Below are 15,496 nucleotides of genomic sequence, written 5' to 3'. Positions count from 1 at the left end.
GTCATGGGTTTATCGATGTATGACGCTTCGGTGCCGGTGCTCAAGCATATGCTGGGCAGTCTGTCGGCGATTCTGCGCAAGGCGGCGGAGCACGCCGAGGCTAAGAAAATCGCGCCCGAGGTGTTGCTGAATGCGCGGCTGTTTCCCGATATGTTTCCGTTGACGCGCCAAGTCCAGATCGCCACCGACCAGGCCAAGGGCTGTGTTTCCCGCTTAGCCGGCGTCGAGATCCCCAGCTACGAGGATACGGAAAGCAGCTTTGACGAGTTGCAAGATCGCATCGCCAAGACGCTGGCCTACCTGGATAGCCTGAGCCCGGCGCTGTTCGACGGTAGCGAAGGCCGCGAGATCGTGCTGACCGTGCGTGGCGAACCCATGACGTTTACCGGGGCGCACTACCTGCTGCAGTGGGTTTTCCCCAACTTCTATTTCCACCTCACCACCGCCTACGACATCTTGCGCCACAGCGGCATCGAACTCGGCAAGCGCGATTTTCTCGCCGGCGGCGCCTGATTGAAATTCGCGGCCGAGGTCGCTCCTACGCAAAGCCTGTGTAGGGGCGGCGTCAGCCGCGATGAGCATAACCGTGCCGCTGGGGCGTCAGCGGGATCGGCGATTTTCCGCCAACGCCTCCACGCCGCACAGAATGGCGCCTTGTAGCGCGGCGCCTTGTTCGAACGCCGCCAGGACGACCTGCGGCGGGTAAGGGCAGGCACGCGCCAGTCCGGCGCTCAGCGCCGGGATGATGCGCGGCACACGCGCCATGCCGCCGCCCACGGCGATGCGTTCCGGGTCGAGCATCAGCACGATGTTCGCGACATGCATGACCAGCGCGTCCAGCGCTTGATCGAGCATGGCGGCCACCTCGGGCCGATCCTGCGCCAGATCGAACGCTTGGCGGCAACTGACCGGCCGGCCGACCAGTTCGCTGGCGCGGTCGGCCAGTGCCCGCCCGGAAACGAATTGCTCCAGTGGCGCACCGCCATCGGCGAAGGGCGTTTCACCCGCGACGCCTCGCAGCTGGTAGGCGATTTCGCCCGCCGCGCCGTGCGCGCCGCGCAACACTTTGCCTTCGATCACCGCTGCCGCGGCAAGCCCTGTGCCGAGGTTGACGTATAAGCCGCAGGACAGGTTTCGCAGTGCGCCGCAGCGCGTTTCCGCCAGTGCCGCGGCCTTGGCGTCGGTTTCCACTTGTACGCACTCGACACCGAACAGCCGGCGTAGCGTTTCGGCCATCGCCAGCGTTTCCCAGCCCGGGTTATTCGGGGCCAGCCGAATGCCGTCGGGCTCGACGATGCCCGGCGTCACCGCCGCGACAGCGCGTAGTTCGCCGCCATGCATCAGGCGAGTCTGTGCAATCAGCCCCATCGCCGCGTCGTGCATGCGCGCCATGACACGTGCCGCGCCCTCGTCGGCTTGCGTCGGAATCTCCAACTCGGACAGACGCGTGCCTTCTGGCGTGGCGGTGGCCATGGCGATCTTGGTGCCGCCGAAGTCGATCGCCAGCAGAAACGCCTCAACGGTCGATGGGGTGGGGTGCAGTTGCTGCATGAGCGGTTCCTTGCCTAGTCGGCGTGTTTCAAGATGGGGTGCCTTCTTGGCGCTGGCGTTCGAGATACACCTCGTCCACCGTGCGCGGACCGAACGGCCAGGAACGGGTGGCGCGCGCCCAGAGCAGGAAGGCGATCAGACCCAGCCCGATCCATGCCGCGGATAACGCCTGCGACTCGGTGTCGGCCATGTAGAACACGAACACCCAGCCAAGCAACGCCACCAGACAGGGAATCGGATACAGCCATTGCTTGTACGGCCGATGCAGTTGCGGCTGACGGCGGCGCAGCACGACCAGTGCGAAGACTTGGCCGATCGATTGCAGGATCACCGTGACGGCCACCAGCATATTGATCACGGTGCTCAGGTCGAAGAACGTGCCGACCGCCATGACCGCCGTCATCGCCAGCAAGGCGATATGCGGGAAGGCGTGCTTCGGATGCAGCTTGCCGAAGGCGGACAGGAATACCCCGTCGCGTGCGGCGTAGAACGGCACCCGCGAACCGCCGAGCAGGCCGGCGAACACCGAGGCGAAAGCGGCCACCAGAATCAGGATGGTGATGATCGCCGCCGCGGTATGGCCCCAGTTCTGCTCGATCACCAAGGAGGCCACCGATTGCGACTTGGCCACGGTCTGCCATGGCACCGTGCCGATGACGCCGATGTTCATCGCCAGATAGAAGCACATGACGGCGATGATGGAAATGATGATCGAACGCGGCATCACGCGTCCCGGGTTCTTGAGTTCGTCGCCCATGTAAGCCGTGGTGTTGTAACCGGCGTAGTCGTAGATGGCGATGATCAGGCCGGCGCCCAGGCCGGTGAAGAACTTGGAGGCTTGTGTCGCGCCGGGCGGGATGGCGGTGGCCAGGCTGAGGTGGAAGTCGCTATAAGCCGCCGCGGTGGTCAGACCGAGCGCCAGAATCAGGATGACCCACATGGCGGTGCTGAGCGTGCGGATCGACTCGATACGGCGGTAGAGCGCCAACAGCACGATGCCGGTGAGCACCAGGCCGATGAGATGGCCCTGGGTCGGCGTCAGGTTGGGCCAGAAGAAGTTGAGATACTGCACGAAGCCGATGATGCCCGTGCTCATGGTGAGCGGAATGGTCAGCATCGCCGTCCAGACGAACAGGAACGGCATCAGTCGCCCGGTGCGATATTGGAATGCCTCGCGGAAATACAGATAAGTGCCGCCGGCGCCCGGCATGGCGGCGCCCAGTTCGGCCCACACCAGCCCGTCCGCCATCGACAGCAGCGCGCCGACGATCCAACCGACCACGGCCAGCGGGCCATTCGCGACGGCGACAATGGTGGGGATGGTGATGAACGGGCCGATGCCGCACATCTGGATCATATTGATGGCGACAGCCGGGAACAGACCGATGGATCGATGGAAATGCGGTTTCGCCTCGGGCGGGGGACTGCCCGCTCCCGCCTCGGATGAGGCAAGACCGGCGGACGTAGTGTTGGTCATCGTTTTCTCCCTGTAACTTGAAAGCGTTGATTTCATTGAAAGAGACTACCGTCCTCGAACGTCGAACAGGTACCTTGCGACGCCGATGCGATGAATGATAGGAAGGTTTCCTTACTAATGCAACGATGGCTTTGGTCATGCTGTTGCGCTGGTGCAAATTGCCGCAGCGCCGCAAAAAATTACAAATGCATAATGATGGCCGCGCCCTCAAGTGCATAACGCTTGCTCTTAGGAAGTGCCGTTGTTAGGATTTGCGCGAACTTAATGAAGATGCCATGAAAGTAAAAACCAATCATGCAGGCCGGCTGACGGCGCCGGTCACCCGCGGTCCGGTTTTCGTGCGCCAAGGCAACGAATGGGCCATCTACCAGCATTTACTGGCGCTGACACCGGCCTCTAGCCCGCAGTTGGCGCAAAGCACCGGTTTGTCCAAAGTCACCACCTCCGCCGCCTTGAATAATCTGGAGCGACTGGGCTTGGTGACGCAAAGCGGTGTGCGCGTCGGCAGTGCCGGCCGCTCGCCGCGCCTGTACGCGCCGCGCGCCGAAGCCGGTTTCGTGGTGGCGTTCGATATGGGCGCCGAGTGGACGCGTGGGGCACTGGCCGATCTCACCGGGAGCGTGGCGGTGCGCCAGGATCGGCGCACGCCGACGCATACCGCCGACCTGATCGCATTGTTGGCCGACATGGTTTCGGCCATGTTGGCCGAGCATGGTGTCGCGCCGACGGATGTGTTGACCAAGGTGATCGGTTCGCCCGGCGTGCTGGATGCGAAAAAGGGCTGTCTGAGGCTGGCCGGCAACCTGCCGGGCTGGGAAAGCGAAGACTTGCTGACGCAGCTGCAGCAAGTGCTCGGCGCCGATCTGATCATCGACAACGACATCAATCTGGCCACGTTGGGCGAGCAGAAATGCGGCGTCGGCCGCGAGGTGGAGAACTTCGTTTTCATGTCCATCGGCACCGGCGTGGGCCTGGGCATCGTGGCCGAAGGCAAGCTATATCGTGGCGCGGGCGGTTTCGCCGGCGAAATCGCCATGCTGCCGCCGTCGCCGAATTCGACTGCTCAGCCAGCGGCCGGCACGTCGCATCGCGGCTTGTACGAAACCTGCGCCGACGCGCGTGCCATCGTTGCGCATGCACATCATCTGGGTTTGGCGGTACCCAGTGCCGAAGCGGTGTTTGCCGCCGCGGCAGCCGGGGACGCCCGCGCCATCGAATGCGTTGGCGAAGAAGCGCGCCAAATCGCTTGGGCGCTCAAAGCCATCGTTCCCATCCTCGACCCGGCGCTGGTGGTGCTAGGTGGCGGCATCGGTCGCAACAGTGCATTGCTGCTGCCGGCCATTCGCCAACACCTGACCGATTTTCTGCCGATCGCGCCGCCCGAATTCGCCGTGTCCGCCACCGGCACCGATGCGGTGTTGCTCGGCGCGATCGAACATGGGCTGGATCACGCTCGGCTCAAGGCGTTCGAACAATTGATGGCCTAAGCGGGCGAACCGGCCCTTGCCCGCGATCCGGCGAGTGCTGGATCGCGAGCCCGGCCATCGGCCCTCAGCCATCATGCAGCGCGCGCGCGAGTTCCGCTCTGAGCGCGGTCTGGAAGCTGGCGACATGCTGTGAACCCAGCATCGTGTTGTGCTCGCCCGCGACTTCGATATAACGATTGCTGTCGCGAGAGAAGTCGTCCCAACGCATGAGTTCGTTGTTCAGCCAGCTATCCTTGGTGCCGTATAGCGGGTTGGCATAGAAAACGCTGAGCGCCGCGACCGAACCGGACGGTTCATAGTGGCTGCCCATCGAAGTCAGCGAGTGGGCGAGCTTGGACCAGGCGGTGAATTTTTCCAGATCGAGATCCAATTCCGCCAGGCGCTCTGCGGGCGCGTTACGGATCAGCCAGGCGCGGAAGTCTTGTTCGGGCAGACCCGCGCGTAGTTTGTCCGGCAATTCGTCGGCCTGCTTTCTGTCGATGAGCGACAGGAAGAATGCCAGATGGACGGCGCCTCTGACCGGGTCGAATTCGCTCATCCGATGCTTGATATGCGGCGGTAGGTTGAAGATGCCGACAAAATCGACGCGTTCTCCCGCGGCTTCGAGCACTTTGGCGATCTCGAAGGCGACGGCGCCGCCGTATGAGTAGCCGGCAATGGCGTAGGGGCCGTGAGGCTGGCGCGCCCGGATCGCCGCGACATAGGTCGAAACCATCTCGTCAAAATCGGTGAAGTAGCTCTCCCCCTCGTTGAAGCCGCGCGCGCGCAAAGCATAGAACGGCCGTTCGTTGACAAAGTATTGCGCCAGGCTGACAAACACCAACACTTCGCCGACGCCTGGGTGCACGCAAAACAGCGGTGTTTTGTCGCCGCTGGTCTGCAGCGCAACGATCGGATCGTATTCGGCGATGTTCGGCGCACCGCCGGCTATGACGCATGCGGCCAGCGCGCGGACGGTCGGATGGGTCAAAATGGCGAGAATGGGCAGGCTGACACCGGTAAAGCGGCGTTCGATACCTTGCTTCAGTTTCAATATGTCGAGCGATGTGCCGCCCATATCGAAGAAACTGGTCGTGGCGCCGATCGCGTCGGGCGGGGTGTCGAACATCCGACCATAGATCTCCGCGATGGCGCGTTCGGTGTCGCCAGCGACGGGAACCCATTCGCCGCATTGGCGCACAGTCATTTCTTTGGTGCTGTTGACGTATTCGGCCAGCGATCCGTCCTCCAGGCGCCGGCGCAGTAAGGCGCGCTGGATTTTGCCCAGGCTGGTCTTGGGGAACGCCTCTCGCGGCAGCGGCAGAACCAGGCAGGGGCGGAATCCCCATAGCAGCAGCGTGGTGTTGCGGATGGCGATCATCAACTGGTGGAGCCGCGCTTCGTCCTGAACCGGGAAAGTCGGCGAGAAAGTCACCACCAGCTGTTCGGTGTCGGCGCCATGCTGACGTGTCGGGAAGGCGGCCACGAACAGCTTCTCGACACCATTGAGTTGGCCGATGGCGATTTCCAGCTCTTGGCTGAAGTAATTGGCGCCATTGACGATGATGCTGTCCTTGCTGCGGCCGACGAGGTGCAAGCGTCCGTGCTGGATGCGACCGATGTCGCCGGTGCGGAACCAGCCGTCGGCGGTAAAGGCGGCCTGGGTGGCCTCGGGGTTGTTGAAATATCCGCCGAACACCATCGGTCCCCGAACCTGCAGGTCGCCCGCTTCGCCTTCCGCCAGAGGGTGATCGGCCTCATCGACGACACGCATCTCCATCCCTTGGATCGGCTTGCCGAGCGCGGCGAATTCGCTGCCGATATCGCCGCCGGGGAATTCATGCGAAAAAATCGAACCGGCGCAGGTCTCCGTCATGCCGAAGCCCGGCGTGATCACCGACGCGGCAAGGCCGTGTGCTTCGAGCTGCAGGAGGAAGTGGCAGGCGGTTTGCACCACCACCGCCTCGCCGCCGGAAATGATGCGGCGCAGGCGCGAGAGGTCGAATCGCGGAGCCGGCGCCTTGACGCGGTCGAGCGCCGCATTGATTTCGCCGAACAGGAAGTTGGGGGTGAAACTCAGGGTGGCGCGATGTGTCTGCAGCAGCTGTAGGAACGACAGCGGATCGGCGAGAATATTCTCGGCGCCGACATGGACTTGGGTCATGCCGGCATACGTGGGCAGAAGCAATCCTTCGATCAGCGCCGCGACATGGTCGAACGAGATCCAGTTACAGCTGATGTCGGCAGGGGTCAGTTGCAGCCGATCTGTCTTGCCCGCCAGGCTGGCCAATAGATTGGCATGGCTGAGGACGACCGCCTTGGCGTTGCCGGTCGAGCCGGAGGTAAGGACGAAGACGGCCGGCCGGTGAGCTGCGACGCGTTGGACGACCCCCATTTGGTTGGCCTGGCGCAAGCCATCCACTGCGATGACGCTCAAGCCATGCGTCTGCAAGTCGCTTGGCGTTTTGATAATGAGCGCCGGGTGGCCGAGCAACTGATCGACGTGGTTCAAGTATTTTTCCCAACGGTCGGGGTCGTTTTTGATCTGCACCAGCGGGCAAGGAATATACCCGCCCAGGATGCAAGCCCAGAAAGCCGGGATGAAGTCTCCCGACTGTTCGAGCAACAAGGCGATTTTGTCGCCAGGCTTCAGACCCTGCGCCTGCAGGCCGGCCAACATCTGCTGGGCGTATTTCAGCAGTGCCGGGTACGGCATCTCCACGCGACGATGGATTTGTAGGTCGGGAACAAACCGGAGGCCGTGCGTCGGCTGACACGCGGCCGCGTGAAGCAGTAGGTCTCCGAGACACTCCCGTTTATCGCTCACTTGCGTCGTTTGACGGGCGGTTTGCGGGGGTTGTGCGAGCTCGATATTCATGCTGTACACCTCAAGATAATCTGGCCGATGCAGGCTGGCCGTTGGCGTCCGGCCAAGCCCGCAAAGGCCAAGTCAGGTTTTAAATTTTGTCCCCTCGATCACGCAGGTGGTCCCCGAAGTGGGGTTGATGCGGGTCAATTGCAGACCCGCGGCTTCATAAAGCCGTTTGAATTCTTCGATGGTGCGTTCGCGTCCGCCTGGATAGTTGACCAACATATGCAGGTCGAGCAGCTTGGCAAAATGAGGCTGGTTGGGGGGCGGAAGCACCATCTCGATCAGCAGGAGCTTGCCGTCCGCGGGCATGGCCGCGGCGCAGTTGGACACAAAGCGGATGGCGTGCGCATCGTCCCAGTCATGGACGATGTGTTTCATCAGGTAAATATCGCCGCCGGTTGGAACCGCCTCCAGAGCGTTGCCGACGATGACGTCGACGCGCGAGCTCAGGTCGCGCTCGGCAAACAACCGAAGCGCACCTTCCGCGGCATGTGGCAATTCGAGCAATATGCCCCGGGCTTTCGGGGTGGCGGCCAGAATCTCGGCCAGTAATAGACCGTGTCCGCCCCCGACGTCGACGATGGTTGCCGCAGCGGAGAAGTCGTAGGCGTCGACCACCGTCGGCGCCTCCTGCTCGCTCAGGCTCGCCATTGCGTCGTTGACGATCTCGGCCGCTTCCGGATGGGTGCCGATATAGTCGAATAAGGTTTGACCTGCCAGGCGATGGAATGCGCTTTGCCCTGTCCTGACGCTATAGAGCGTATTGCCCCACGACTGCCAGAGTATTTCTATGCCCATCTGGCGCACCAGGCTACGCAACGATCCCGGTCGCTCGCTCCGTAGCGTTTCGCTCAGTGCGGTATTGCGGAAAGTGCGCCCGGCATGTCCTTCCTGGAACAGGCCGACGCAGGTCAGGGCGCGTAGCAGTCGGTACAGCGCATCGGGATTCGCCCCGCTCGCCACGGCAAGATCGTTGACCGAGCGTTCGCCGTCGGCGAGATGGTCGGCAATGCTCAACTCCGCCGCCACGACGATCGCCTGCGATACCCACGCCCCGGTCACCAACCGCCGCATGGCCTGCTGCGCTTCCGCCTCGGTATTTTCATCCGGTTTTGCCGCGGGGACGGCAGGCGAGGGGGGCTGAACATTGTGAATAGCCATGGTTCCTCCTATCTGGCTTAAGTCGCACCGGGGGTGGTGCCATTAAAGCGGATATGCAATTTTCCTTGGCGGCGCGTGCCTAGGGCGAACCACTTGCTTGAAAGCGGCGGAGGGCTAGCCGTTGGATTTCTTTTAAATAATTTAAATGAATAAATTATTAATACAAATATCTATAGTAGATATCGACGGCTAGTCAATGGAAGATTTGTGATTGTAAGGTATTGAAAATTAAGTAATTTTACTGAGTTTTGAACGGGCGGGCAGGTGAGCTCAAGACTTGAACAATGCGGCAATCAGGTCGGATTGCGTAATCATACCGACCAGTTGCCTGTCGGCGTCGACGACTGGCATATGGTGCAACCCGCCATCGGAGAAGACCGAGGCCAGATCGGAAATCGGCTGGTGTGCAGCGACACATTGCACGTGACGGGTCATCACGTCGGCAACCGCCTGTTGCCGCCATGCCGGCGCACCGGATCGTCGGGCGGATTCGGTCAGGAAAAAATCGTGCAGCGTGATCATGCCGACCACTTGCCGTGTCGGATCGGTCACCGGCAATGCCTTGACCTTGTGATAAGACAGCTTGTCCCACGCCTCCTGCAGCGGTGCGTGCAAATCGACCCGGATCACATCGCGCGACATGATGTCCTCGCAACGGATGCCGGCGAAGTGCCGCTGCTGTGCCCGTTTCTCCGCATCGGCAATGATACTGAGCAGATCCTCTTCGCTGATGTCCAGCTCTTCGCCGAAGTTCGCCAGCGATTGTTCCAGGTCTTGCCGACTGATCCCGTTGCGCTCGCTTGGCATGGGGTCGGCCGTGTGATGCGCGTTCGGATGGGCATGCGGAAGATGAGGGTAGCGACGGTGCAGCAGGTTGTTGAATAGCAGCGCCATACCCAGCAGGACGGCGGAGTTGACGGCGACTGGAAACAAGATGAAATGGTAGCCCAGGCGGGTGATGGCCGGTCCGCCCAGCACCGCCGTCATCGCCACCGCCCCGCCGGGCGGGTGAAGACAGCGCAATTGAAACATGGCCGCAATGGCGAGCGCGACGGCCAGGCTGGTCGCCAATGCCGGGGAAGCGATGTAGTGTGCGCAACCGACGCCGATGGCGGCTGAAACCAGGTTGCCGCTCAGAATGGACCAGGGCTGTGCCAGAGGGCTGAACGGCACGGCAAACAGCAAAACCGCCGAAGCCCCCATCGGGGCAATGAACCACGGATTGAAACCGCCTAGCGCCAGATGGCTGATCCACTCGGTCAGCAACAAACCCAAACCGGCGCCAATACAGCTATAGACCCGCTCGCGCCGGCCCGCATTGAGGGCGGGCGGCAAGAACCCGTGTAGCCAGGCGGTCAGATTATTCATGTGTCGAAGTGCTGGCGTTAAAGCCAATATTGCCAATCATACCCATCCGAATAATGCTTTACGATATTTAATTGGTTTGTTCGCATCCCCCCGCCAAGCGGGGGGCTTATCCGCCGGATCAGCCGGCTATCGCATTCGAGCCGAACACTTCGTAATGAATGCGGGCACAATCAATGCCCCGTGCCAGCAAGCTGTCGCGTTGAGCCAGCATGAAAGCCACCGGGCCGCACAGGTAATAGTCTCCGTTTTCCGGCAGCATGTCGGCGTTCAGTTGCGCTAGATCCATGCGGCCGGCGCGATCGTAATCCACGCCAGGTCTATCCTGCGGACGCGGCGTCTCGTAATAAACCGCCACTTTCAGATTGTCATGCTGCTCGGCCAGTTGCCGGGTGTGCGCGTTCATCGCGTGAACCCCGCCATGCCGTGCTGCGTGCAGGAATCGGATGGTGCGCCGACTGGCGGTGTTGGCCAGATGCTGCAGCATGGATTGCATCGGTGTTTGTCCCACCCCGGCGCTGATCAGTACCACCGGCGTCTGGCGCTCTTCATGCAGAAAGAAGTCGCCGAACGGCGGGCTGACGTTGATGATGTCGCCTTCCTGCAGATGGCGATGCAATAAGCCGGAAACCTGGCCTGCCGGTGTATTTTCATGGGCATCTTCACGCTTGACCGAGATGCGCAGGTATTCGCCGTTCGGTGCGTCGGACAGGCTGTACTGCCGGGGCTGGGCCAAATTCAAGTCGCTAATGAAGTGACTCACGCTGATGTATTGGCCGGGACGGAATAGCGGCACTTTGCCCTCGTCGGCCGGGCGCAGGTAAAACGAAGTGATTTCTTCGCTTTCCGCCGCCTTGCGTTCCACTTTGAATGGGCGCCAGCCGCTCCAGCCACCCTCGGCCAATGCCGCTTCGCTATACAAGCGGTTTTCTTCGGCCACCAGCATGTCTGCCAGTTGGCCATACGCCGAGGCCCAGGCGTCGATCAAGGCGTCGTTGGCGGCGTCGCCGAGCACTTCGCGGATGGAGGCCAGCAGATGTTGGCCGACAATCGGATAGTGTTCGGCGCGAATGCCCAGGCTTGCGTGCTTATTGGCGATGCGCGTCAGCACCGGCGCCAGCACCGATGGGTCTTCGATATTCTCGGCATAACCCAGTACCGCCAGCGCCAGCGATTGCTGCTGTTGGCCGGCCTGCTGGTGGCTCTGGTTGAAGATATGTTTCAACGCCGGGTTGTGCCGGAACATTCGTTGATAGAAATGGCTGGTCAGTGCGACGCCGTGTTCTCTGAGAACCGGCACGGTCGCTTTGACCAAAGCACAGGTGGTGGCATCCAACATTGCAGTTTTCCCATAAAAGTATTTGTTGTTACCGTGGCTTTCGCGGTGCCAAAGGCCGGTAATTAAGATGCATTTAGAATACATTTTTATGTATGGGATGTCACTGCCTCTTCAGGCCGAGATGGGCTGCGGCGCTGTTTTTCTCTTCCTTGTTCCCCTCTTGTTTATCGTTTTCAACCATCTCGCTCATTCGAAAGACAAAAGCGCCAAGCAATTTAGATGACTTGTTGTGCGTCACTGACTCCAAAGGATGGGGCATCCCAATAGGTGTCGCACTGGCGGAGCGAGTCACATGGTGTCGGTCTGCGTTGGTAGTAATCCTCCTGGCATAAATGCCATTGACATTTAGAATGGGGTGTGTGATATTCCGGCGCTATGCCAATGCACTAATCCGGTGTCATTCAATTGTTCTTTTGCATAGTGTGCTCTGGGTGTCAAGGACAGAGCACACCTCTGAGAAGGTGTCGCCGTGACTTCACATTGCCAACGCTTCAGAAAGTGGCGGTTCGCATTTGGCCTTGCGGAAATTATTTATATGCAACAGGTGACATGTTTTGAATCTCACGCTTGAATTGCTAGCTCAGCACAAATCCATTTCCGTTGAAACACTGAATAAATTTTGTGTTCAACAGGCCCATCCAGGTTTTACCTTTCAATACTTCGGAGTTGATGGCGCCGAGGGGTGTTCGCGTCGACGCACTGGATTGAAAGGAGAAGGGAATTCCTTTTGGCTAGAGAGCGATAATCGAAATATTTCATTATATGCAAACTCACTCCGGCTACTGCCCATCCAAGAGGCCGTTTTTATTGTGGAGGGGGAGTCGGATTGCTGGAAGCTGTATGAAGTGGGGCTGCCCGCAGTGGGGGTTCCTGGGGGGGGTATGACACAACTGTTGGAGCAGTTGCGTTTGCCTTCCACTACCTGTGCTTATGTGGTTAGGGAGAATAATTTATCAGTTGCCACATTTGAGAGTGGCGTCGCCAAATATGTTTCTAAAGCGGTTGATGCTTTGCGTGAAAATAATATAAGTAGCCAAATTAAGATTGCAAATCTGCCATCGGTATACTCCGATATCTGTGATTTGCTCAATTCAAAGGCTGGTTTGGAAACGCTTAAACAGGTGATGAGAGATGCGGAGAACGTATAGCGTCGTAGGTCGTGGTTATGGGCTTGTTCACCATGAAAATATGGCGAGATTTACAGATTATTCGTTAGATGCGATTTATATCAACGATTTCTCCCATTTGTCTGATTCCCCGTTGAACCAATATTTCCGTCCAGTGCAGGATTTGGCAGCAGGGTCATCAGATATAACCTTCATATCATCGATCCCCGCAGCTCATTTTTCTCATATAACGTCCTGCAAAGGTCGTGTTATCGCCGATAAGCCTCTTGTCAATAGTATTGACGAGCTGGAAAAAGTTTCTGACATGATTGCCAAAGGGCGGTTAGCAGTTTTCTTTCAGTGGAGAAGTCATCCTCTGCTAGCTTTCTTGAAATCTATCTCGGGGAATATCGATCGTATCCAGATTGATTTCAATCACTCATTTCTTGCAAGTAGAGAAACAGCATTCAAATGGAGGCACCTTTCTGCGTTTAGTGCAGGAGGGGCTCTTGGCGATCTGGGTGTTCATTGTTTGGCAATCGTAGAGGAGATTTTCGGTAGTCTTGGCGATACTGTCGAATCTTCACTACAAATCCTCCATTCAGTAAGAACCTATCGTGGCGAAGATATTATTTGTGAAACGGATGATATTGGAGAAGTTCTATTAGATATTGACGGTAGAGCTGTGAAAATCACTTTCAACCGCTGTGCCGAACAAGATGAATTGCGCCTGCGGTGGTCTAGTGGCGGCGATAAAAATGCAGTGGTGCTTGATCCCAATACAGGTGCCGTTCTCTCCAGTTCGCTAGCTATGACACAAAGTGTGCCAAGGGATTGGCAGAGAAATTATTACAGATCACTCATTAACGATCAGTATATGGCAGATGTAAACAGTGAAGTTGAGATATGCAAGAGATACTTGGAAATTACGAGGCGCTAACATGCAACAGAAATTGAAATTGGCAATTGCGGGAATTGGTAATAATGCAAGCGCTTTGATGCAAGGCGTTACTTATTATGAATCACTACACCAGCAAGGCGTTAAACCCGAAGAGTGGCCAGGAATTCGGCAGAGTGTGCTTGGTGGCTTTAGTGTATTCGATATTGAGTTTGTGGCAGGTTTTGATATTGATGAGCGTAAAATTGGCCGCCCGCTAAGTGAAGCAATCTTTTGCGGAGAAAATAATTATCCCGTGATCGTAGCCAACTTGCCGGTAGGTCCATCCATTATGCGGGGTATTGCTGCCGAAGATGATGTAGCTGCCGTTGCCGAGGCGCTTAAGAGATCAGGTGCCGAAGTGCTGCTATATGGTCTGCCTACCGGTCTACAGCAGCAGGCCGAGTGGTACGCCGAAGCGGCTTTGGCTGCCAATGTGGCATTCGTCAATTGCACGCCTGAAAAAATTGCACGGACACCGGAGATCCTTGCGCGTTTCACAAAGCAAGGGACCGCGCTTTTGGGGGATGACCTAGCCTCTCACTTTGGTAGCTCTGTCATTCACAAAGGGCTTCTTAAGTTGATCTCTGACCGCGGATTGACGCTGCAGAGCTCATTCCAGGTCAATCTCGGTGGTAACTCAGACTTCAAGAATCTTGCGATTAACCCATCCTCCAAACGCGAGTCCAAGATGAATGCATTGGGAGGGGTCGATGCCGGCAAGGTTGAAGTGATTCCCTCGGGTGGTTTTTTGAGTCAATTGGAAGATACCAAGATCGCATACTTCAACATAACCGCAGCGGGCTGGGCGGGAACAGAAGTTGTCTTTGATGCAAAACTCAAGGTACAGGATTCATCGAACGCAGCCGGGGTGATTATCGACCTTGTCCGGGTCGCTGCGTCACAACAGCGCATGGGCTTGGGGGGGATGAGTCAGGAAGTCGCCTCATTGCTCAAGTCTCCAGGCATGTGAATGGATTCGATAAAAATACTAATAGAAGATGGCTTCGATGAATTTGATGTTCTTCCGATGTTAGCCATTCAATGCAAGCTAAATAGTGAAACGGATCCCACGATTACCTTTGTCGGCTGCGGCACTTCGTCTAAGTCTAAGACAGGTATAGAAATCCGTACGGAATCTATCGGCAACCAACTCCCGGGGATTTTAATACTTCCCGGGCATTCGGAAGACTATGTGGCTTCCGGTGATGCTCTGAAACTTATACAGAAGTGCTATAGGGAAGGTGTCAGGCTATTTTGTATTTGTTCGGGTTTAAGACTGTTGAAACAAGCGGGGGTTGGTGCCGAATCGGTGGTGAGCTGCCATTCACAAAAAATGGCTGAGTATGAAAATTATTTTTCTATTTCTCCTAATCGCATAACGATTAATCAGCAAATTGTCTCAATTGCCGGTAATGTCAACGACTATTACCTTAAGTCGGTGGAGGCAATATTGCTAGCTATAAAAATCGTTTCGCCAGAGGCATTTAGCCGCCTGACGGCAAGGTTAGAGATGGGGACGCACATAAAATGAGTGCCAGGGTAGCAATCATTAGCGGAAGCAGCCGGGGAATTGGTGCCGGATTGGCACACATGCTTCTTGCCAATGGATTCAAATGTTTTGGGTTGAGCAGAACACCAAATGAAGATCTGATTTCACATGATAATTACACACAGGTCATGTGTGATGTGCAGATTCCGGCTCAAATTGAGAGTGCCGTTAAACAGATAGCCAGCTCAGTATCAACCTTCGATTGTCTTGTTTTGAATGCAGGCATTGGAGAGTGGTTTGGTGCGACAAGCACCCCCTTAGCCGATTGGCAGGCGATGGTGAATACCAATATGTCGGCAAATGCGATTTTAGTGACGGAAGTGTTTAAAAATCTATCGCCGAGCGAGAATGCCAGATTGTTTGCTATATCAAGTGACGCCGCAGATAACGCCTATCCCAATCGCGCAGCATATTGCGCCTCCAAAGCGGGCTTCTCAATGTACGTCAAATGTTTGAGGGAAGAGCTGCGTTCGGCCTTTATCGGCGTGACAGAACTACGACTTAGTCGTGTAAACACGACGTTTCGTAATAAAAACCTTGGAAGCCGTCCTGGGAGCCTCGAGGTAGCAGATGTAAGCATGGTTGTAGAGAAGTTGCTTTCTTTGCCCAGCTATATCGAAGTACGCACGCTTGAGATCTCCTCAATTCACTCGACATATGGACAATAGAA

The 15,496-nt window shown here is 57.6% G+C and carries 13 protein-coding genes; 7 read left to right on the top strand and 6 right to left on the bottom strand.

Annotation, left to right across the window (positions count from 1 at the left end; all coding sequences use genetic code 11):
- Positions 1–3: 3 nt before the first annotated feature.
- Positions 4–513 carry a DUF1993 domain-containing protein gene (locus tag DFP86_RS09315; RefSeq protein WP_133680453.1) on the top strand — a complete coding sequence of 170 codons (510 nt, stop codon included), beginning with the start codon at positions 4–6 and terminating at the stop codon, positions 511–513.
- An 87-nt stretch (positions 514–600) separates the two neighbouring features.
- Here DFP86_RS09315 and DFP86_RS09310 read toward each other — a convergent pair whose 3' ends face one another.
- Positions 601–1,551: an ROK family protein gene (locus tag DFP86_RS09310; protein WP_133680451.1), complete on the bottom strand. Its 951-nt coding sequence runs from the start codon at positions 1,549–1,551 to the stop codon at positions 601–603.
- A gap of 28 nt (positions 1,552–1,579) precedes the next feature.
- The gene (locus DFP86_RS09305) at positions 1,580–3,028 is read right to left on the bottom strand and encodes an APC family permease (RefSeq protein WP_133680449.1); all 1,449 of its coding nucleotides are present in this window, start codon (positions 3,026–3,028) and stop codon (positions 1,580–1,582) included.
- Between the two features lie 275 nt (positions 3,029–3,303).
- Between DFP86_RS09305 and DFP86_RS09300 the strand changes: the two genes are divergently transcribed.
- Positions 3,304–4,515, top strand: coding sequence for an ROK family transcriptional regulator (locus DFP86_RS09300; protein WP_133680447.1), 1,212 nt, complete (start codon positions 3,304–3,306; stop codon positions 4,513–4,515).
- Positions 4,516–4,579: 64 nt separating this feature from the next.
- Here DFP86_RS09300 and DFP86_RS09295 read toward each other — a convergent pair whose 3' ends face one another.
- The 4 genes from DFP86_RS09295 to hmpA all read right to left on the bottom strand — a co-directional run bounded on the left by DFP86_RS09295 (position 4,580) and on the right by hmpA (position 11,231).
- Entirely contained in the window at positions 4,580–7,210 is a 2,631-nt protein-coding gene (locus DFP86_RS09295; protein ID WP_243729356.1) for a non-ribosomal peptide synthetase, read from the bottom strand.
- Between the two features lie 234 nt (positions 7,211–7,444).
- On the bottom strand, positions 7,445–8,527 hold the full coding sequence (locus tag DFP86_RS09290) for a methyltransferase (RefSeq protein ID WP_133680443.1): 1,083 nt from the start codon (positions 8,525–8,527) through the stop codon (positions 7,445–7,447).
- A 270-nt stretch (positions 8,528–8,797) separates the two neighbouring features.
- A complete protein-coding gene (locus tag DFP86_RS09285) occupies positions 8,798–9,895 on the bottom strand; it encodes an HPP family protein (protein WP_133680441.1) in 1,098 nt (365 codons plus the stop codon).
- Positions 9,896–10,013: 118 nt separating this feature from the next.
- Positions 10,014–11,231, bottom strand: coding sequence for an NO-inducible flavohemoprotein (gene hmpA, locus DFP86_RS09280; RefSeq protein ID WP_133680439.1), 1,218 nt, complete (start codon positions 11,229–11,231; stop codon positions 10,014–10,016).
- 554 nt (positions 11,232–11,785) lie between these two features.
- On the opposite strand from hmpA, the gene DFP86_RS09275 reads away from it, so the two are divergent.
- Genes DFP86_RS09275 through DFP86_RS09255 form a run of 5 tightly spaced genes read left to right on the top strand, consistent with a single transcriptional unit; the run spans position 11,786 to position 15,494 of the window.
- Complete coding sequence (locus DFP86_RS09275) at positions 11,786–12,379, top strand: hypothetical protein (RefSeq protein WP_133680436.1); 594 nt, start codon at positions 11,786–11,788, stop codon at positions 12,377–12,379.
- A complete protein-coding gene (locus DFP86_RS09270) occupies positions 12,363–13,277 on the top strand; it encodes a Gfo/Idh/MocA family protein (RefSeq protein ID WP_133680434.1) in 915 nt (304 codons plus the stop codon). The genes DFP86_RS09275 and DFP86_RS09270 overlap by 17 nt, the downstream gene beginning before the upstream one ends.
- Position 13,278: 1 nt before the next feature.
- On the top strand, positions 13,279–14,247 hold the full coding sequence (locus DFP86_RS09265) for a myo-inositol-1-phosphate synthase (RefSeq protein WP_133680432.1): 969 nt from the start codon (positions 13,279–13,281) through the stop codon (positions 14,245–14,247).
- Positions 14,248–14,808 (top strand): hypothetical protein, encoded by a 561-nt coding sequence (locus DFP86_RS09260; RefSeq protein WP_133680430.1) that lies wholly within the window; start codon positions 14,248–14,250, stop codon positions 14,806–14,808.
- The gene (locus tag DFP86_RS09255) at positions 14,805–15,494 is read left to right on the top strand and encodes an SDR family oxidoreductase (RefSeq protein WP_133680428.1); all 690 of its coding nucleotides are present in this window, start codon (positions 14,805–14,807) and stop codon (positions 15,492–15,494) included. Before DFP86_RS09260 ends, DFP86_RS09255 begins: the two co-directional genes overlap by 4 nt.
- Positions 15,495–15,496 lie beyond the last annotated feature (2 nt).

Origin of the sequence: Paludibacterium purpuratum, assembly GCF_004363805.1 — a bacterium.
Classification (GTDB): domain Bacteria; phylum Pseudomonadota; class Gammaproteobacteria; order Burkholderiales; family Chromobacteriaceae; genus Paludibacterium; species Paludibacterium purpuratum.
This window is presented reverse-complemented; position numbering and strand designations above follow the sequence as displayed.

What these genes read in the sequence shown, in the direction of transcription:
- DFP86_RS09300 (WP_133680447.1), top strand. Translation starts at nt 3,304, where the DNA reads ATGAAAGTAAAAACCAATCATGCAGGCCGGCTGACGGCGCCGGTCACC.
- DFP86_RS09290 (WP_133680443.1), bottom strand. Translation starts at nt 8,527, where the DNA reads ATGGCTATTCACAATGTTCAGCCCCCCTCGCCTGCCGTCCCCGCGGCA.
- DFP86_RS09315 (WP_133680453.1), top strand. Translation starts at nt 4, where the DNA reads ATGGGTTTATCGATGTATGACGCTTCGGTGCCGGTGCTCAAGCATATG.
- DFP86_RS09270 (WP_133680434.1), top strand. Translation starts at nt 12,363, where the DNA reads ATGCGGAGAACGTATAGCGTCGTAGGTCGTGGTTATGGGCTTGTTCAC.
- DFP86_RS09310 (WP_133680451.1), bottom strand. Translation starts at nt 1,551, where the DNA reads ATGCAGCAACTGCACCCCACCCCATCGACCGTTGAGGCGTTTCTGCTG.
- DFP86_RS09295 (WP_243729356.1), bottom strand. Translation starts at nt 7,210, where the DNA reads ATGCCGTACCCGGCACTGCTGAAATACGCCCAGCAGATGTTGGCCGGC.
- DFP86_RS09265 (WP_133680432.1), top strand. Translation starts at nt 13,279, where the DNA reads ATGCAACAGAAATTGAAATTGGCAATTGCGGGAATTGGTAATAATGCA.
- DFP86_RS09255 (WP_133680428.1), top strand. Translation starts at nt 14,805, where the DNA reads ATGAGTGCCAGGGTAGCAATCATTAGCGGAAGCAGCCGGGGAATTGGT.
- hmpA (WP_133680439.1), bottom strand. Translation starts at nt 11,231, where the DNA reads ATGTTGGATGCCACCACCTGTGCTTTGGTCAAAGCGACCGTGCCGGTT.
- DFP86_RS09285 (WP_133680441.1), bottom strand. Translation starts at nt 9,895, where the DNA reads ATGAATAATCTGACCGCCTGGCTACACGGGTTCTTGCCGCCCGCCCTC.
- DFP86_RS09260 (WP_133680430.1), top strand. Translation starts at nt 14,248, where the DNA reads ATGGATTCGATAAAAATACTAATAGAAGATGGCTTCGATGAATTTGAT.
- DFP86_RS09305 (WP_133680449.1), bottom strand. Translation starts at nt 3,028, where the DNA reads ATGACCAACACTACGTCCGCCGGTCTTGCCTCATCCGAGGCGGGAGCG.